Annotated in this window: 20 protein-coding genes; all 20 read right to left on the reverse strand. The window is 36.3% G+C overall.

Going from position 1 to position 19,318, the window contains the following annotated elements; translation table 11 throughout:
- Positions 1 to 12: 12 nt before the first annotated feature.
- The 20 genes from fliE to rimM all read right to left on the reverse strand — a co-directional run bounded on the left by fliE (position 13) and on the right by rimM (position 19,310).
- Positions 13 to 315 (reverse strand): flagellar hook-basal body complex protein FliE, encoded by a 303-nt coding sequence (fliE, locus tag ACY9Z2_RS05555; RefSeq protein WP_463608625.1) that lies wholly within the window; start codon positions 313 to 315, stop codon positions 13 to 15.
- 20 nt (positions 316 to 335) lie between these two features.
- Positions 336 to 791, reverse strand: coding sequence for a flagellar basal body rod protein FlgC (flgC, locus tag ACY9Z2_RS05560; protein ID WP_463608626.1), 456 nt, complete (start codon positions 789 to 791; stop codon positions 336 to 338).
- 2 nt (positions 792 to 793) lie between these two features.
- Positions 794 to 1,192, reverse strand: coding sequence for a flagellar basal body rod protein FlgB (gene flgB, locus ACY9Z2_RS05565; protein WP_463608627.1), 399 nt, complete (start codon positions 1,190 to 1,192; stop codon positions 794 to 796).
- Between the two features lie 861 nt (positions 1,193 to 2,053).
- Positions 2,054 to 2,833, reverse strand: a complete 780-nt coding sequence (gene codY / locus ACY9Z2_RS05570) for a GTP-sensing pleiotropic transcriptional regulator CodY (RefSeq protein ID WP_463608628.1) — start codon at positions 2,831 to 2,833, stop codon at positions 2,054 to 2,056.
- Positions 2,834 to 2,862: 29 nt separating this feature from the next.
- Positions 2,863 to 4,257 carry an ATP-dependent protease ATPase subunit HslU gene (gene hslU / locus ACY9Z2_RS05575; RefSeq protein ID WP_463608629.1) on the reverse strand — a complete coding sequence of 465 codons (1,395 nt, stop codon included), beginning with the start codon at positions 4,255 to 4,257 and terminating at the stop codon, positions 2,863 to 2,865.
- Positions 4,258 to 4,275: 18 nt separating this feature from the next.
- Positions 4,276 to 4,821, reverse strand: coding sequence for an ATP-dependent protease subunit HslV (gene hslV / locus ACY9Z2_RS05580; RefSeq protein WP_463608630.1), 546 nt, complete (start codon positions 4,819 to 4,821; stop codon positions 4,276 to 4,278).
- A gap of 24 nt (positions 4,822 to 4,845) precedes the next feature.
- Positions 4,846 to 5,754, reverse strand: a complete 909-nt coding sequence (xerC, locus tag ACY9Z2_RS05585; protein ID WP_463608631.1) for a tyrosine recombinase XerC — start codon at positions 5,752 to 5,754, stop codon at positions 4,846 to 4,848.
- 366 nt (positions 5,755 to 6,120) lie between these two features.
- The gene (locus ACY9Z2_RS05590) at positions 6,121 to 6,435 is read right to left on the reverse strand and encodes a hypothetical protein (RefSeq protein ID WP_463608632.1); all 315 of its coding nucleotides are present in this window, start codon (positions 6,433 to 6,435) and stop codon (positions 6,121 to 6,123) included.
- 112 nt (positions 6,436 to 6,547) lie between these two features.
- Positions 6,548 to 8,626, reverse strand: coding sequence for a type I DNA topoisomerase (gene topA / locus ACY9Z2_RS05595; protein WP_463608633.1), 2,079 nt, complete (start codon positions 8,624 to 8,626; stop codon positions 6,548 to 6,550).
- Positions 8,627 to 8,799: 173 nt separating this feature from the next.
- A complete protein-coding gene (gene dprA / locus ACY9Z2_RS05600) occupies positions 8,800 to 9,693 on the reverse strand; it encodes a DNA-processing protein DprA (protein WP_463608634.1) in 894 nt (297 codons plus the stop codon).
- Positions 9,694 to 9,753: 60 nt separating this feature from the next.
- Entirely contained in the window at positions 9,754 to 10,656 is a 903-nt protein-coding gene (gene sucD, locus ACY9Z2_RS05605; RefSeq protein ID WP_463608635.1) for a succinate--CoA ligase subunit alpha, read from the reverse strand.
- Positions 10,657 to 10,710: 54 nt separating this feature from the next.
- Positions 10,711 to 11,871: an ADP-forming succinate--CoA ligase subunit beta gene (gene sucC / locus ACY9Z2_RS05610; RefSeq protein ID WP_463608636.1), complete on the reverse strand. Its 1,161-nt coding sequence runs from the start codon at positions 11,869 to 11,871 to the stop codon at positions 10,711 to 10,713.
- Positions 11,872 to 12,586: 715 nt separating this feature from the next.
- Positions 12,587 to 12,865, reverse strand: a complete 279-nt coding sequence (locus ACY9Z2_RS05615; protein WP_463608637.1) for an EscU/YscU/HrcU family type III secretion system export apparatus switch protein — start codon at positions 12,863 to 12,865, stop codon at positions 12,587 to 12,589.
- Positions 12,862 to 14,631, reverse strand: a complete 1,770-nt coding sequence (locus ACY9Z2_RS05620) for a TP0910 N-terminal domain-containing protein (protein WP_463608638.1) — start codon at positions 14,629 to 14,631, stop codon at positions 12,862 to 12,864. Before ACY9Z2_RS05620 ends, ACY9Z2_RS05615 begins: the two co-directional genes overlap by 4 nt.
- A gap of 14 nt (positions 14,632 to 14,645) precedes the next feature.
- On the reverse strand, positions 14,646 to 15,419 hold the full coding sequence (gene rnhB / locus ACY9Z2_RS05625; protein WP_463608639.1) for a ribonuclease HII: 774 nt from the start codon (positions 15,417 to 15,419) through the stop codon (positions 14,646 to 14,648).
- Positions 15,420 to 15,953: 534 nt separating this feature from the next.
- A complete protein-coding gene (gene ylqF, locus ACY9Z2_RS05630) occupies positions 15,954 to 16,802 on the reverse strand; it encodes a ribosome biogenesis GTPase YlqF (protein WP_463608640.1) in 849 nt (282 codons plus the stop codon).
- A 35-nt stretch (positions 16,803 to 16,837) separates the two neighbouring features.
- Positions 16,838 to 17,398, reverse strand: coding sequence for a signal peptidase I (lepB, locus tag ACY9Z2_RS05635; RefSeq protein ID WP_463608641.1), 561 nt, complete (start codon positions 17,396 to 17,398; stop codon positions 16,838 to 16,840).
- Positions 17,399 to 17,487: 89 nt separating this feature from the next.
- Entirely contained in the window at positions 17,488 to 17,832 is a 345-nt protein-coding gene (rplS, locus tag ACY9Z2_RS05640; protein WP_463608642.1) for a 50S ribosomal protein L19, read from the reverse strand.
- Positions 17,833 to 18,054: 222 nt separating this feature from the next.
- Positions 18,055 to 18,795, reverse strand: a complete 741-nt coding sequence (trmD, locus tag ACY9Z2_RS05645; protein ID WP_463608643.1) for a tRNA (guanosine(37)-N1)-methyltransferase TrmD — start codon at positions 18,793 to 18,795, stop codon at positions 18,055 to 18,057.
- The gene (rimM, locus tag ACY9Z2_RS05650) at positions 18,795 to 19,310 is read right to left on the reverse strand and encodes a ribosome maturation factor RimM (RefSeq protein ID WP_463608644.1); all 516 of its coding nucleotides are present in this window, start codon (positions 19,308 to 19,310) and stop codon (positions 18,795 to 18,797) included. The genes trmD and rimM overlap by 1 nt, the downstream gene beginning before the upstream one ends.
- Between the last annotated feature and the right edge of the window lie 8 nt (positions 19,311 to 19,318).

A 19,318-nucleotide genomic window follows, 5' to 3' on the forward strand; every position in this document is an offset into this window, starting at 1 on the left:
AGTTAAAAATGATTACACTTGCATACGCATTATTTCGTTGTACGCGTCAATTACCTTTTTTTGAACTTGGACGGTTGTCTCAAGAGTAATGCTTGCCTTCTGGGATGCAATCATTACATCATGAAGGTTCTCAACTTCACCTCTCGCAAAAGCTGTCGTCATTTGACTAGATTTAAGTTGTGTTTTGTTCACATTTTCAATTGCTGATTTTAACGTATTTGCAAATGATGCTTGCGCTTCACCTGGTGAAATTTGTTTAACATTTGAATTTACGGGTAATATAGAATTGGCTATACCATTAATTGATTGTGGCATGTTGTGTTCACCTCTTTAAGCTATTTTCCTATCTCTAAAGCCTTTAATAACATACTTTTTGTTGCGTTAATTGCTGTAACATTTGCTTCGTATGAACGAGTAGCACTCATTAAATCTACCATTTCTTTTAATGGATCGACATTTGGTAATTGTACAAATCCTTCCTCGTTTGCATCTGGATGCGTTGGATCATAAACTAGCTTAAACGGGGAATCATCTTCAACAATTTTGGTTACTTTTACGCCGCTATTTACTGCAGATGATTCATTGGTTGCTTTATGAAGAAAAGATTGAAAGCTTCCTTCTTTTGGTTCAAATACGACCATTTTTCTTCTGTACGGTTCTACATCACCATTTTCATTAACAGTTGCTCTTGTTGTATTGGCATTTGCAATATTAGACGCGACAACATCCATACGTAATCTTTGCGCAGTTAAAGCACTAGCACTAGTATTTAAGGCACTAAAAATCGACACTGTTATCTACCTCCTCTAATTACAGTTTGTAAGCTACTGAATTTCCCATTTATTCTATCAACTAACCCTTGATAATAGATTTGGTTTTTTGCAAGTTCAGCCATCTCTTTATCGATATCAACATTATTTCCATTATGGTTATACATCGTATTATTTTGTGATACTACTCTGAACCCCTGATTCAGTGGCTCAGATGAAAAAGGTAGATGTTTCGGGTTTGTTCGTTTTGCTTCCAAAGAGTTGGACATGGCATCATTCAGCACGTTTTTGAAAAGAACTTCTTTTGCTTTATAATTTGGTGTATCCACATTAGCAATATTTGCTGAAATCACCCGATTTTTAGCTGTTGCATAATCTAGCGATTGTTCTAATGTCTGAATCGTTCCTCCAAATAAACCCATGTAATCCCTCCTTATAAAAATATTATTATTGTGACGGACACTTTTTTACTACCACTTACGAATATTGTAAATTATAGTACGTCTAATGTCTATGAAATTTCGACACATTACGACTTGGGAAATCAAAATAGTTAATATTATTCAGGACTTAGTACCTATTTTTTCAGATATTTAACACAGGAAAGCTATTGAATAAGTGATTCTACAGGTATCTTTTTCAAAAATTAACTATCTAGTAACTAACTCCATTAAAATATAACCGAGTTTCGTGTACATAAGTAAAACCTGATTGTCACAAGTCTATTTATGCGTAAACTGCGAACTAGACATTCTGAACGAATAGTACGCCAAGGACACTGCTTGGTATCGGACTGAGGATTCCTTATTTACCTTTTTTACCTTTATTTTGAGGGGTAACGGACACACGATGCCTTATTCAGTTAAAAAACATGATTTTAAACGATTTTTATCCAAATAAGGAATCCTGAGTCCGATAACAACCACATTTACCCTTATTTTACCTAGATAAGGAATCGTGTGTCCGTTAACTCCGCTAGCTGACACCCTACATGAAATCTATCCAGTACGCTCGAAAATGTTACTTTAACTAGCCTTGGCCGCAGCAGAAATTAACGTTGCTGTTACCATAATCATGAATTTTCATTAGTTCGAAATATACTTCAACTGTATAGCAGTCAAATAGATTACTTTCCATTATCCCTATTGGAACTCTTAAAGCAAGTTAGTCTTTACAAAAAAAAAGAATCAAAAAGAGCATCGTGCCCTTTTTGATTCTTTTATTATTTATTAAGTCTGTTTTACCCCTAACACGCTAGGGACTTTATGCTGTTATTTCTCTTATTATCTTGAACGTAATTTTTCTAATTCAACTAGGAACTTACTGTTAAGTACTTTAATATACGTACCTTTCATACCTAAAGAACGTGATTCAATTACACCAGCACTTTCTAATTTACGAAGTGCATTTACGATAACAGAACGTGTAATACCTACGCGATCAGCAATTTTACTTGCAACGAGTAATCCTTCGTTACCGTTTAGTTCTTCAAAAATATGATCAATAGCTTCTAGTTCACTATAAGATAATGAGCTAATTGCCATTTGTACAACTGCTTTACTACGAGCTTCGATTTCAATTTCTTCCGTTTTTTCATGTAAAATTTCCATTCCAACTACTGTAGCACCGTATTCAGCTAAAAGTAAATCGTCATCGCTAAAGCTTTCTTCCAATCTACTTAAAATCAATGTACCTAGACGGTCTCCGCCACCAATAATTGGAACGATAGTTGTTAGACCGTTTTGGAACAATTCCTTATTCTCAACAGGGAATGCTGTAAACGAGCTATTAATATCTAAGTTAGCAGTTGTTTCATAGATTGAAAATAATCCTTGTGTATATTCTTCCGGGAATTGTCTTTCTTCCAACATAGACTTCATTCGATCGTTTTCAATCTCCTGATTAATAGCAAACCCTAAAAGTTTACCACGGCGACTCAAGATGAATACATTACCTTTGATTACATCTCTAAGTGATGCAGACATTTCATTAAAATCCACCGATTTTCCAGTTGCTTTTTGTAGCATAGCATTAATTTTTCTTGCACGATTTAAAAGTTCCATAATAAAAATCCTCCATTCAATGGTTTAATTTATAGTATAAATTGGCTTAAATCCCTATTCTTCACAATAGAACTTAGTTTTTTATCGACATATTCCGACGTAATTTCAATTTTTTCCATCGTAATGTCTGGAGCTTCAAAAGATAAATCCTCCAATAACTTCTCTAATATCGTGTGTAAGCGACGTGCGCCAATATTATCTGTTTCTTGGTTCACCTCATACGCAACTTCCGCTAGTTTATTTACAGCTTCGTCGGTAAAGATGACATTTATACCTTCTGTTTTCATCATTGCTTGATATTGCTTTAACAAAGCATTGGATGGTTCCAATAAAATTCTTCTGAAATCATCAATGGTTAATTTTTCTAATTCTACACGTATTGGGAATCTTCCTTGAAGTTCTGGAATTAAATCTGACGGTTTTGCCATATGAAATGCTCCAGCAGCAATGAATAACATATGATCCGTTTTAACTGGTCCATGCTTTGTTACCACTGTAGATCCTTCTACTATTGGCAAAATATCGCGTTGTACACCTTCACGTGAGACATTAGCTGAATTATCTTGTTTAGCTGCAATTTTATCGATCTCATCGACAAAAATGATACCGGATTGTTCTGCACGTAAAATTGCTTCTTGTGCGACTTCCTCCATATCAACTAGTTTTTGCGCCTCTTGTTGAGTTAGTACCTTTCTTGCTTCAGCTACGGGCAATTTACGTTTTTTCTTCTTTTTTGGCATGAATTGCCCAAAGGCATCTTGCATATTCATACCCATCTGTTCCATACCCGAACCTTGTAACATATCAAACATTGATGGTGGTGTTTCTTCAATATCCACCTGTACGATATGATCCTCTAATTCACCGAGAGCAAGCATCTGTTCAGTCCGTTGCCTTTTATTTTTGATTTCCTCATCAACGGTTTCTTCTTTATCTTCTTCGTCTGAAGAAGTCTGATTGGAAAAAAGCATCTCAAATGGATTCTTCGTTGATGAATTTTTTTTGACTTGTGGTACTAATAGCTGCACAAGCTTTTTATTAGCTGCTTCTTCAGCTTTTTCTTTTACCTCGTGCATTTTCTCTTCTTTCACCATTCGAATTGCCATTTCCACTAAATCTCGTACCATTGATTCTACATCGCGACCGACATAACCAACTTCGGTAAATTTTGTAGCCTCGATCTTAACGAAAGGAGCTCCAACTAGTTTAGCTAATCTTCTAGCAATTTCTGTCTTACCTACACCTGTAGGACCCATCATTAAAATATTCTTCGGTACAATTTCATCTTTCATCGCATCTTCTAATTTCATCCGACGATAACGATTGCGCAGTGCGACTGCTACAGATTTTTTAGCTTGCTGTTGCCCAACAATATATTGATCGAGCTGCTCAACAATCTGTCTTGGAGTAAAATCATTACCCATAAACATAGGCCTCCCTTACTACTCAAGTACCTCTAGCGTTATTTGATCATTCGTATAAACACATATTTCACCAGCAATTGTGAGTGCTGCATGTGCAATTTCTTTAGCTGTTAAATGGTCAGCATAACGTACTAATGATCGACCTGCACTCAAAGCATAATTTCCACCTGATCCAATGGCTAATATTCCATCGTCTGGCTCAATTACTTCTCCAGTCCCAGAAACGAGAAACATATTTTCCTTATTCATCACTATTAACATTGCCTCAAGTTTACGCAGAACCTTGTCACTACGCCATTCTTTTGCCAACTCTACTGATGCTCTTGCTAAGTTACCGTTAAAAGCTTCCAGCTTACTCTCAAATTTCTCAAAAAGTGTAAAAGCATCTGCTACAGATCCAGCAAAACCCGCTAGTACTTGACCATTAAATAATGTACGGACTTTGCGTGCTTTATGTTTCATTACTACTGCATTTCCTAACGTAACTTGACCATCTCCACTCATTGCACATTGTCCTTTATGAGAAACGGCAAAGATTGTTGTTGCATGCATCTCATTTGACACCTGCATCACCTCATAACCTAAAAATTAATTGTTGGCTCTAGGGTGAGCCTTCATATACACATTTCGTAATTGATCCTTTGTAACATGTGTATATATTTGAGTTGATGAAAGACTTTCATGACCTAATAGTTCCTGTACGGTCCTCAGATCTGCTCCCTCATTTAACATATGTGTAGCAAAAGTGTGACGTAATTTGTGTGGATGCACATGTATTGTTAACGATGCCTTTTCAACCATTTTTGTCAGTATTAAGCGAACTCCTCTTACAGTTAAGGGTCCTCCTCTTGCATTTAAAAAAACAGCATTAGATGAATCCTTACTTTTTTCTAGTAACACACTTCTACCTTCATTCAAGTATGTTTCTAATGCAATTTCTGCAAATCGTCCAAAAGGAACATATCGTTCTTTTCTACCTTTTCCATGCACCAGCATGGTACCAATAGTAAAATCAATGTCCTGAATGGTTAATGCCTGGCATTCGCTAACACGTATTCCAGTAGCATATAGAGTTTCAAGCAATGCCTGATTCCGCTGACCTAAAGGATCGCTTAAGTCACTAACCTCAAACAATTTTTTTAGCTCTTCTTGATAGATAAATCCCGGTATTGGTCTAGCTGTCTTTGGTTGTGTTACGTGTAAAAATGGATTGTTTTCAACCTTGCCTTCTCGCTCAAGAAAACGATAGAAGCTTCGCAAACTTGAAAGTAACCTCGAAACAGTTCTTCTACTTAATTTTCGATCGTATAATCTTGTCAAGAAAACTCGTATTAATTGATGATCAACTTCTGACAAGTCTTTAATCGCTTCACTGTTCAAAAATTTGTAAAAAGTTTCCAGATCATTCAGATAATATTTCACAGTATATGCTGATGCATTTTTTTCAATTTGTAAGTATTCGGTAAATGCTTCTTTATGTTTTGAATATAGGTCCAATACGTCACCCCGCTAATCAGCGAATAAATCATATCACAATCTAAATTGTAACGCAATAAATTTAACAAAATTGTAATAAAATTCAGAATTGACCTTTGTTCTAAAACGTATTATACGCTTCGAAATATTCATGTATTTTCTGTAATCTTTTATCGTGAACATTTAGTGAATGTTTTAAAAAGAGCGGGAGACACGTAACTGGCCATAAATTAACTCCCCTCCACCACTGTCAAGTAATTATGCTTACCAAATCGTAATTATATCTTTTCCGAATATATTAGTCAATAAACAACTAATCAGTTATTCAAAAAAAATATAAAAATTACCGATATGTGAAAGGGAGTTCTTCTATTTATTGACAAAGTTTTAGTGAAATAACCCTATTTCCTTCAATTTATCTCTTGTTTGATTAGTGCCAAGTTGATATATTCTTTCATAAATTTTTAATAAATGGCGGTCATAATCTGTTCGTTCATCATCAGCACCCCATTCATCAAATGGCTTACTAAGATATTCAACAGCATGTTTTGCATTTTTTCTCTTTTCTATAAATAACATTTCAATCTCTTTAATTTCATCGGGACTTGCAATTATTTCATATTCAATACCACTATCAGGAATAGACATTTTACGAATCTCTTCCGTATCTACTGTTACAAAATACTGTTGTTTTTCATTCATCATTTATGCCTCCTTTACATTGGTTATCTACCCTTTTCATAAACGATAAAACATTTGTAGTTTAGATAGAAAAAGAGAACTGCCATTACACGGACAGTTCTCTTTGAATTCGTTAGTTTTGTGTTTTTTCCTTATAGTCACAATTTGTACATTGTATTTGCGTTTCTTTTTTACTTTTCTTTTCAACCAATAATGATTCACATTTTGGACAAGGTCTAGAAATCGGTTTGTCCCATGATACAAAGTCACACTCTGGAAAACGATCACATCCATAGAACGTACGACGTTTTTTGGACTTACGCTCCACTACATTTCCTTCGTTACATTTCGGACATTTCACACCAATTTCTTTCAAAATCGGTTTTGTGTTTCGGCAATCAGGAAAGTTGGAGCATGCAAGAAATTTACCGTAGCGTCCCATTTTATAAACCATTTCATGACCACATTTTTCACAATCAATTCCTGCTGGTTCATCCTTGATTTCAATTTTTTCCATCTCTTCTTCAGCAACTTCTAAACGCTTCTTAAAATCTACATAAAAATCCGCTAGAATGGAAATCCAGTCATTCTCGCCCTCTTCAATTGAGTCGAGACCATCCTCCATTTTAACTGTGAAATCAACATCAATTATTTCTGGGAAAAATTCTTGAAGAGATTCAATAACGATACTTCCTAATTCGGTAGGGATAAACCGTTTATTGTCAATACTTACATACCCTCTTCGTTGTATTGTGTCTAAAGTAGGAGCGTACGTTGACGGTCTTCCTATTCCTTGTTCCTCCATCGTTTTAACTAAACGTGCTTCCGTATACCTCGGAGGTGGCTGTGTAAAGTGCTGGTTTGGAATAATTTCATTTGCCGTAACTTCCATACCTTCTTCTAATGCTGGTAAATATTTATTGTCTTCTTTTTTATTATCATCTGATCCTTCTATATAAACGGACATAAAACCCTTAAATTTTATTTTAGAACCTGTTGCTCTAAACTCAATCCCATTATTCAATAAATGAACAGTCATTGTATCCATTATCGCAGGAGCCATTTGACTAGCGACAAAACGTTCCCAAATTAATTTATACAGCTTATATTGATCCTTCGATAAAATGGTTTTTATCGATTTCGGATCGCGCATAACAGACGTTGGGCGAATTGCCTCATGGGCGTCCTGTGCACCACTTTTTTGTTTAGATGATTTTGATTGGCCAACATACTTTTTGCCGTGGTTTTCTTCTATAAAATCTTTCGCTTCTGTTTTAGCTGTATCAGATATACGTGTTGAATCTGTACGCATATAGGTAATTAAACCAGTAATTCCGCCAGCTTTTTTACCTAAATCAATACCTTCATATAACTGTTGTGCAACCATCATCGTTTTCTTGGCACGAAAATTCAATTTCCTTGCAGCCTCTTGTTGAATAGAAGAAGTGGTGAATGGTAACGCAGGATTACGTTTTCGTTCTCGTTTGTTAACCTTTTCAACAGAAAACTTTTTACCTTTGATTTTCTCTAATACTTGCTTTACTTCATCTTCACTTTTCAAATCAGCCTTTTTATTATTAATTCCGTAAAAAGAACCCTCAAAAGTGTCTTTATCTTTCGAAAAACTTGTTTCAATAGACCAGTATTCTTCCGGTTTAAAGTTTTCAATTTCGTTTTCACGATCGATAATCATTTTTACGGCTACAGATTGAACTCGTCCTGCACTTAGCCCTTTTTTAACTTTTTTCCATAATAGTGGACTGATGTTGTATCCAACTAAACGGTCTAAAATTCTTCTAGCTTGTTGAGCATTAACTAAATCTGTATTTATGGATCTTGGGTTTTTAAATGACTCTTTTATTGCATCCTTCGTAATCTCATTAAAAACCACTCGACATTGTGAATTTTCATCAATATTAAGACTGTGTGCAAGATGCCATGCAATTGCTTCCCCCTCACGATCGGGGTCGGCTGCTAGATATACTTTCTTTGCTTTTTTAGCTGCAGTTTTTAACGTTTTTAATACATCACCTTTACCACGAATAGTAATATATTTTGGTTTGAAATTATCTTCTGCATCAACACCCATTTGGCTCTTTGGTAAGTCAATGACATGTCCCATTGATGCTTTTACTTTATATTTTTTTCCTAAATATCGTTCAATCGTCTTTGCCTTTGCAGGCGACTCAACGATTACGAGATAATCTGACATTCATTCATCCTCCTAAAAATGAGGTCTTTAGTTTTTAAGTAGAAATCTTCACTAATAGTAAATATATACCGTCTATTTGTCAAACATGCTATTTCTATTTTTTTCTAATTGGATATACATGCTGCTGTTTTGGGGTTAAATGAACTTTTATTTATTAAAAAATATCTAACCGTTTATTTTATCCAACTAGGTCTATATTGATTCCAGTCTTCCTTAATATCGTCTGGTCCAAGAACCATCTTTGCTCCATCTTGAATCATTCGATTGCATCCTATTGATTCAGGAACAGTTGGGCAATCAGGTATTGCGTATACTTCCCTACCTTGATCCAGTGCTTGGTCAACGGTAATAAGTGTACCACTTTTCTCTTTTGCTTCAATGACGAGTGTTCCGAAACTTAACCCGCTTATAATACGATTACGTTCTGGAAAGTGAAATCTTGTTGGTGGTTGACTTGGTGGGTACTCAGATAATACTAAGCCTTTTTTACTTATTTGGTCAAACAAAGTGGTGTTTTGCTTTGGATAGATGTGGTGAAATCCACCACCTAAGACAGCGATAGTTTTCCCATTATTCGTTAATGCAAAATGATGGGCATAGCTATCGATTCCTTTTGCCATTCCGCTTACAATTATCCAACCCTCTTTTATTAAAGAAGGCAAAATAAGATTCATTTTTTTCTGTGCATTACGTGTCGGAAACCTTGTGCCAATTACACTTAAAGTTGGTGTTTGTTGGAGTAATGATACGTCACCTAGTGCGTAAAGCACAATTGGCGGGTCTTTAATTGTTTTTAACACAGTAGGATAAATATCGTCAACTATTGTTAGGATAGTTTGGGTGGCAATATCATGTGAAATTTCATTTATGAGGGATTGGTTATGTAGATCATTGTAAAGCGAAGTAGCATGTTTTTGGGGAATGGATAATCGATTGCTTATTTGAGATGAAGATAAATTGTAGATGGAAGAAAGTGTTGTGTCATACGTTAGTAAACGCAAAATAGTCCGCCTAGTTATACCTCTACAACGGTGTAAATGAATAATTCGTTTCCGTAATTCTTGCAATAAATAACACTCCTTATATAGTATTAGGAACTCAATATCGCTATTGAGTTCCAATTAAAATTAATGTGTTTTACATTTATCTTGTAAATTGTTTTCTTTTAACACGCTAATCATTGTTTCACCCATCACAGCTGGTGTTTCTGCAACTTTAATTCCGCATTCGTTCATTACACGGATTTTTTCATCTGCAGTACCTTTACCACCTGAAATGATTGCACCAGCGTGACCCATACGTTTTCCTGGAGGTGCAGTAGCGCCACCGATGAATCCTACTACAGGCTTTTTCATGTTAGCTTTAACCCATTCAGCTGCTTCTTCCTCAGCAGTACCACCGATTTCACCAATCATGATAACTGCTTCTGTATCAGGATCTTCATTGAATGCAGATAATACATCGATAAAGTCTGTTCCATTAACAGGGTCTCCACCAATACCTACAGCAGTTGACTGACCATAACCTGCTTCTGATAATTGATGTACCGCTTCATATGTTAATGTTCCTGAACGAGAAACAACACCGATATGGCCTTTTTTATGAATATAACCAGGCATAATACCAATTTTACATTCTTCTGGAGTTATAACACCAGGACAGTTTGGTCCGACAAGACGTGTTTTCTTGCCTTGCATATAGCGCTTAACTTTAACCATATCCATAACTGGAATATGCTCAGTAATACAAATTGCAAGATCAAGTTCTGCATCAACAGCTTCTAGAATTGCATCTGCTGCAAATGGTGCTGGAACATAAATTACGGATGCAGTAGCACCTGTTTGATCAACAGCTTCTTTTACTGTGTTAAATACAGGTACACCTTCTACCTCAGTACCGCCTTTTTTCGGAGTAACACCACCAACGATTTTTGTACCATATTCAAGCATTTGTTTTGTGTGGAATCGTGCTGTACCACCAGTGATTCCTTGGACAATTACTTTTGTATCTTTATTAACATATACACTCATTTTCGTCCGTCCTTTCTACGCAATCTTCATACGTTTTCTCTAATCAACAATTACTTACTTCACCATGGAAACGATTTTTTCAGCACCGTCAGCCATTGAATCAGCTGAAGTAATATTTAAGCCAGATTCGTTTAATATTTTCTTACCTAAATCAACGTTCGTACCTTCAAGACGTACTACTAACGGAATTTCAAGTCCAACTTGTTTTGTTGCTTCCACAACACCTTCCGCAATAACGTCACATTTCATGATTCCACCGAAAATATTAACAAAAATTCCTTTTACATTAGCATCGGACAAAATGATTTTGAATGCTTCCGTAACTTTCTCAGCAGTTGCACCGCCCCCTACGTCAAGGAAGTTTGCCGGATCGCCGCCATAATGTTTAATGATATCCATTGTAGACATCGCAAGACCAGCACCATTAACCATACATCCGATGTTTCCATCTAATGAAATGTAGCTTAGGTCATACTTAGAAGCTTCAATTTCCTTCTCATCCTCTTCGTCTAAATCACGGAACTCTAATACGTCTTTTTGACGGAACAATGCATTATCATCAAAGTTTAACTTTGCATCTAATGCAAGTACTTCTCCGTCACCAGTTGTAACTAATGGGTTAATTTCAGCAATCGAGCAATCTTTCTCAACGAAAGCCTGATAAAGACCCATCATAAATTTAACTGCTTTTCCAAGTAGTTCTTCTGGAATATTAATGTTAAATGCTAGTCTACGAGCTTGATATCCAGAAAGTCCAACAACGGGATCAATAACTTCTTTAAAGATCTTTTCTGGCGTTTCAGCAGCAACCTCTTCAATCTCTGTACCGCCCTCTTCTGACGCCATCATAACTACAGAAGATGTAGCACGGTCAAGAACAAGACCTACATAGTATTCCTTTTGAATGTCGCAACCTTCCTCAATAAGTAAGCGTTTAACTTCCTTACCTTCAGGACCAGTTTGATGCGTAACTAGAGTCTTACCTAAAATCTCATCAGCATATGTACGCACTTCGTCTAAGTTTTTAGCAATTTTAACTCCACCGGCTTTACCACGTCCACCAGCATGTATTTGTGCCTTGACCACTGTCACAGAAGAGTCTAGTTTCTTTGCAGCTTCAACAGCTTCGTCCACTGTATATGCAACATGTCCAGTTGGAACATTTACACCATAGCTTCGCAAAATTTCTTTGCCTTGATACTCATGAATGTTCATCATTTATCCTCCCATCAAAATTCACTGCATTCCCATTGTATTAAAAAACGACAATAATAACAAGAAAAATAGAATAGAGTAGAAGAGCGAAGGCGACTGAACAACGGCGTACAGATAGATAGGCAGGTGAAAAGTACGGTGTTCTTACCGTACGTTCATCCTGACTACCTATCTGCTAGCCGTTAGGAGCCGCAGCTGTACAGAGAAGAGCGAAGGCGACTGAACAGAAGCAGACGCATAAGCAAGGAACCGCAAAACGCGTGACCTTTCGCGTTTGGAGTGTTTCTTGCTTATGAGAGCAGCTTCTAGGAGCCGCAGCTGGACAAAGAATAGCGGAGGCGACTGGTCAACGGTGTACAGATAGATAGGCAGGTGAAAAGAGTGGGGTTTTTTACCCTACGTAAAAGCAAGGAAATAGAGGAAAAACTACATAGCTAAAGCGAATCCTTAAGAAATTTGTCGTAAACATATGAATAACTAATTTGACGGTCTCTGGTTCAGTAGTTTTTCTAAAATCTACCTTTTTCAAATGATACGGACATCAAATTCACCTTCACCGCGTTAGATAACGAATTTGATGTCCGCTTAAATCGTAAACCATCTTATTTTGTAAAAAAGTGATCCAGAGTCCGTAAACGTCAGTTAGTTTGCTTCTTTTTTCCGATTTGACAGAACCTACCAACGGTACATTTGATTGGTTTTTCGACTATAAATTCTACCTTTCTGTCGATTCTAGTTTCTTATCTGCACGGTAAACAAATGCAAATACTTCAGCTACAGCCTGGTACAATTCTTCAGGAATAGTTTCGTTTATGTTTAGTTCGGCTAACAGTTCAACTAAACTAGCATCTTCTTGGATGGGGACGTTGCTTTGTTTTGCTTTTTCAATAATATTTTCAGCAATAATACCTTTACCAGCTGCTGCAACGGTTGGTGCTTGATCTCGCTTTTGATCATATCGGAGCGCTGCTGCCTTCATTCGCTTTTCACTCATATACGATAGTCAACCCCTTGAAATGTATTACGTTCAATTATTGATGAATCTTTGTCGGCGTCTACCTGTTTAAATGGTTTCACATGAATAGTAGATAAGTGATAATCTAATGATTCTAGCCCTTCTTTTAACAAGGGTCTTAAAGGGATAGAATGATCGGCGACGGAAGGATGGTCATTAAAAACGGTTACAGCAACTGTCCGTTTTTGAATGTTCATATCTACTACTGTCTCCTTCAGGTTAGCTAAATCCAAATAAAATAAAATTCTACAATATGCTGGGTCAATTTCACCCGATTCCGTTTTTTTACCTTCAAAATCAAGTTGGAGATCGTTATTCAAACCAAGTTTTTCACCTGGAAGTTGTAAACTTGCTTGAATAAAATTAGTTGTATCATTTACTGATTGAATCTGCATCCCATTTATAAATTGTAGAAGCTGTACTGCCCGTTCATTTGTTGCTCCTTCACTTTGTTGTATAAGCTGCATGATTAACGATTTAATGGAATGTTGTTCTGGCAAATCGTTTGCTATATTAAATTCATGTGAAAACCCAATCGATTGCAGAACCTGCTTAAAATGAGATAAAAATGCTTCTTGTGGCTTGGTTAATAATAACGCCTCAGCAAGGTTCATATTTTTAACAAGCTGTTGCATTTGACTATAATTTGTCTCGTTAGTAAGTGTTTTGAGTAATGTCTGAAATTGTTCCAAAGTACTTACATTGTTCTGTAAAAGAGATTGCACAAGTTGTTGTTGTTTGCCTGGTAGCAATGGAAGTAGTTGATTTTCAACCTGTGATTGCAATACTTCAAAGTTACTAGATGCCATCGGGATTTGGTGAATAATGGACCGATTTATACCGGATGTAAATTGTTGTAGAATGTTTTGCGATTTAGTTATCAATTCATTTTTGTTTTTGAGAGCTTGCTCGATGACTGTTTGTAGTTCAGACACATTAAGCTGAAACGGTAACTTCGTATTAGTCGCATTTTTAGCAAAATGTTGCCACTCCGATTTCCAAGTGGATAAATCAACATCATTATCTACTAAACCAAGTGACTTTATCATTTGGAAAATAGTTGTTTTGTTCGAGTTTATTTCTCCTAAAATTTGTTTACTTACACTTTCTTTTGGCGAAGCTGGAGGTTCGGTCAACAACGTTAATCGATCGATTAATGATTGCTTTGTTGGTGATGTTGTCAAATCTTGCTTTAATTGTTGTAAAAAATCACTAAGTTGTTCAGTGATACCACTCGTGGATTTTGCATATAAAGCTTGAAATACAGAATCAGTCAGCGGTAATTTATGCCTTAGCATTTCTTGCACTACTAATTGAGCTTGTGCTTTGTTTTTTGCCCCTTCTACTAACTGGATAGCCTTCATCAGCTGTTCTTTATCAAATGGCACTTTATTTTTTGTCAAGTGTTCTAAAACTGCTATATTTGCCTTGGTGACTTTAATTCCTAATGATTGCAAAAGCTGTAACATATTGTTTGGTGTACTATTTTTAATCGATTGACTTAGTACCCGTAAATGGATAACATCAGTATTCGATTTCACTTGAAAATGATAATTTTCACCTATAGATAAAGATGCTTCTAATTGAGCAATCAGGCTTTGTGATCCAATTTGAATCTGTGCTTTATTGTTTGGATATAGTTTCACAATTTTACCTTGAACAATTTGACCAGCCTTTAAGGATGGTTGGACTTGATTAACTTTTACTTGTTCAAAACGTTTGGACAACACATGATGAATGCTCATTTTAGCCTACTCCTTTACGAAACAATCGAACCTTTAACTGGTCCAAATGATTTACGATGAAACGGTGAAATACCATGCTCTTGTATGGCTTGCATATGGTTTTTCGTACCGTATCCCATATTTGATTCAAAATCGTACATCGGAAAAGTACTATGTATTTTTTTCATTAGGTTGTCCCTCGTAACTTTTGCTAGAATACTTGCTGCAGCAATTGAAATACTTTTTTGATCACCTTTTGTCATCGATTCAGATGAACATGCAAGCCCGCTCAATGGAACGGCGTCAATCAGCACATGATCAGGTTTAGGGGACAATTGATTTATCGCATCTCGCATGGCTAGCTTTGTTGCTTCGTATATATTTACTTCATCGATCGTTTCATTGCTTATGATGGATATTCCATAACTTATAGCTTGTTCCTTTATGATCGTGTAAAATTCATTTCGTTTCTGTTCGTTTAGGCGCTTAGAATCATCTAATCCTAATAACATAAATTCTCTAGGTAAAATTACTGCAGCAGCTACTACAGGACCAGCTAGCGGCCCTCTTCCTGCCTCATCCATTCCAGCTATAAACTCACAGCCTTTTTCATAACTAAACCGTTCGTACTGACTCATTTCAAAAAACTTATTTTTAAGATCAAGTTGCTTTTGTTTTGTTTGCTCATGTTTTTTTAATAGATTTTGAACCCCTTTACGGGTATCTTTTTTTAATGCTACAAATTGATCTTTCGTAATTTTATCTTGCTCTACTAACTGCTTAAGTTCATTAATCGAGTAATTTTTCATTATCACATCTTCCTTATCGGCTTATTTCTATGTATTTTGTAGCTATTCTAAACCTATGTTAGAAAACTAGATGCATATATAAATAAACTGCGAACTAAACATGGTGGCCAGGCACTGTGATTGTAATCGGTAGCGGACACAGAAGGCCTTATTTTAACTTTTCAGGCGTGTTTTATGGGTTAAGCGGACTCAGGATACCTTATTTAGGTAATATCGGGTTGAAATTAGCCTTTTTATACTAAATAAGGTATCCTGTGTCCGCGAAGAACCAAATTTACCCTTATTTTGTTCAAATAAGGTATCTGGTGTCCGCTTAATATAATTTCACTACTAATTTGCCTTACTTTCAATGTTATCCGTAGCGGTGGTCCAAACACCCATCATTATAGTTCGCAGTTTACATCTACTGGGAATCTGTCACATCATTTTTCACTACCCTGGTTGAAACCCAAGATTTTAAACATTCTTATAAGGTCTACCATAATTCCTGACGTTATAAAAAAATATGGCATTCATCCTGAGATGCCTGCCACATTATTCATCAACTGTTTCCAGTGTAATTGAACCAAGTCTTCCAGAGCGTAAATCTTGAATTACCACATCGGAAACCTTATCAAAATTAACATTTCCTCCACTTTCAAGACATCCTCGTTGTTTTCCAATCACTTCGAAGATCTCTACCATATCCTGCATGTCACGATCAATATTGAATCGTTCTTCAAGTAATTTAGGATAGTGCTCTTGAAAGTATGTGATGACAAATGCTACGATGTCCTGCAATGATAATAGCTGGTCTTTAATTGTCCCTAACGCTGCTAATCTAAGTCCAACCATTTCATCCTCAAACTTCGGCCATAATATACCAGGTGTATCTAATAACTCAAAATCATTTTTTACTTTTATCCAAAGCTGTTGCTTTGTGACTCCGGGGCGATCACCTGTTTTAGCTGCTTTTTTCTTTGCCAATCGATTGATTAATGTTGATTTTCCAACGTTCGGAATCCCAACAATCATCGCTCGAATTGCACGTGGCTTTATGCCTTTTTTAGCCAGTTTGTCGAGTTTTTCTTGCCCTAATCGTTTTGCCTGCTGAATGACCTTCTGAATATCATTCTTATCGTTCACATTGATGGCTACTGAAGTAATATTTTTTTCTTGGAAATAGGCAATCCATCTATCTGTTTCGCGTGGATCAGCTAAATCCTTTTTCATTAACACAATCATTTTTGGTTTATTTTGTAGAACTTTTTGTAGCATTGGATTTTGTGAGGATAGCGGAGCGCGTGCGTCAACTAGTTCCATCACAAAATCTACCAGCTTTAATTTTTCCTCAACTTGCCTACGTGCTTTTGCCATATGTCCTGGAAACCATTGTATTGACATGGAATCACCTACTTTCATTTTAAAAAATTTGGTTTCTAGTAATTTAACAGCTGAATCCGGTCTAATGGCCAATAAATCAGACTCGTTTTACCGACAATAGTATCTTTTGGTATTAATCCTAATACACGACTATCAGCTGAATTATTCCGATTATCTCCTAAGACAAATACATAACCTTCTGGAATCGTCGAATACCCTCCAGGAAGTTCCTCTAAACGGAAGTCTTCCGTTAATGTTTGGTTAGGTTGCATCTGTGTCTTAATTTCTTTTAAAAAGGGTTCTTTTACCGGCTTCCCATTAATATATAAAACTTCGTCTTTTACAGCCACATGTTCACCTGGGAGACCGATAACTCGTTTTATGAAATCTTGTTTTTCTGTTGCATGAAAAACGATAACATCAAAACGTTCTATATCGGTAATGTTATAGATAATTTTATTGACGATCATGTGGTCATTGTTATGTAGCGTGGGCTGCATCGAAGGACCATCTACCACAATCGGCGCAAAAAAGAACATTCGTACGATAAAGGCTAATGCAAAAGCAATCAATAATGCCTTTACCCAATCGAACCATTCATTTTTCAATTTTAGCATTTGTCTTTCCTCCGAAACATTTTATTTAATACGTTAAAGTAAAAAAGAGCCTGCATACAATGCCAAGCTCCTTTAAATTACAGTTTTTATTAGCGACGTTCTTTAATACGTGCTGCTTTTCCACGTAGGTTACGTAGATAGTATAGCTTCGCACGACGAACAATACCGCGTCTTGAAACTTCAATCTTTGCAATTCTAGGTGAATGTATAGGGAATGTACGTTCAACACCAACACCGTAAGAAATTTTTCTTACTGTAAATGTTTCACTAATTCCACCGTTTTGGCGTTTGATAACAACACCTTCAAATACCTGAATACGCTCGCGAGTACCCTCAACTACTTTCACGTGTACCTTAACAGTGTCACCAGGACGGAAGTCAGGATGATCAGTGCGTAGTTGTTCTTTTGTGATATCTGCAATTAGTTTTTGCATTCTACTTCACTCCTTCCAAACCAATGCTCATGACTCTCTAAGGAACAGCGGAACATCGTTTATAGCGCCTAAGCCGAGTTGCTTAAGCACAACAATAAATATACCATATAGAATTGTGTAGTTCAACTGTTTTTGTTAGAAAACTTTGCTAATGGCCAAGCTAGTTGCCGTTTGAGCAATTCGTATGGAACCAGAAAAGACTATATAGAAACAACATTTCGACTACTTCTTATCAACCCTTTGAATTGTCTCCAGTGTCTTCAAATCTTCATCGCTCAATTCTTGTATATCAAGTAATTCATTTCTTCGTTCATACGTCCGCTTTAGCGATTCACGCTTGCGCCACGCTTCAATTTTTGCGTGATCACCAGATAACAGTACATCTGGCACCTTCATACCTCGAAAATCAGCTGGTCTAGTATAATGTGGGTGTTCTAGTAAACCAGTAGAAAAAGAATCTTTGGGTGCAGAATCTTTATTACCTAATACATCTGGTAGCAGCCTGACAACACTGTCAATAACAGCCATTGCACCCAGCTCACCACCCGTTAGTACATAATCACCAATCGAAATTTCATCCGTTACTAAATGCTCACGAATTCGTTCGTCATAACCCTCATAATGTCCACAGATGAAAACTAAATTATCTTCTTTCGCAAGCTCTTCAGCTTTTTTTTGCGTATAAGGCTCACCTTGGGGACACATCAATATAATACGAGGTTTATTCTTCTTGTCTTTTGTAATGCCGTCAACTGCATCAAAAACAGGCTGTGGCGTCAGAACCATTCCTGCACCACCCCCGTAAGGATAGTCGTCCACTTTTCCATGTTTATTCTCTGTATAATCACGGAAATTGACGAGATTATAACTGAATTTCTTTTTATCCTGTGCTTTTTTTAAAATAGAGGAATTAAAGACACCATCTATCATTTCTGGGAACAGAGTTAATACGTCAATATGCATTAGTCAAGCAGTCCTTCTAATGGTTCAATCGTAATTTTTTTGGCCACAATATCAATCGTTTTGACAACATCGTCTATGTAAGGAATTAGAAGATCCTTACCTTTTTCTTGTTTAACCACCCATACGTCATTCGCGCCAGGTGATAATATTTCTTTTACAAAGCCTAATCGTTCACCGTTAGGTAGAATAACTTCGCAATCGATTATTTCATGATAATAGTACTCATTTTCTTCAAGTTCGGTTAGCTGTTCTTCGGTAATTTTTAAGAAAGAACCTTTAAAATGTTCAACATCATTAATATTGTTTAGTCCTTCAAACGACACTAAATCAAATCCTTTATGGATCCGATGACTCTTAATAGTAAGCTCGACTGGCTTATTATTTTCTTTTACAAGGTAAAGTATTTCACCTATTGTAAACCGTTCGTCAAAATCACTTATTCGATGAACTTTTACTTCGCCTCGTATGCCATGTGTATTGATAATTTTACCTACATTAAATAATTTTTCATTCATTTTTTCAC

The sequence above is a fragment of the Virgibacillus sp. GM2-2 genome (assembly GCF_055329585.1).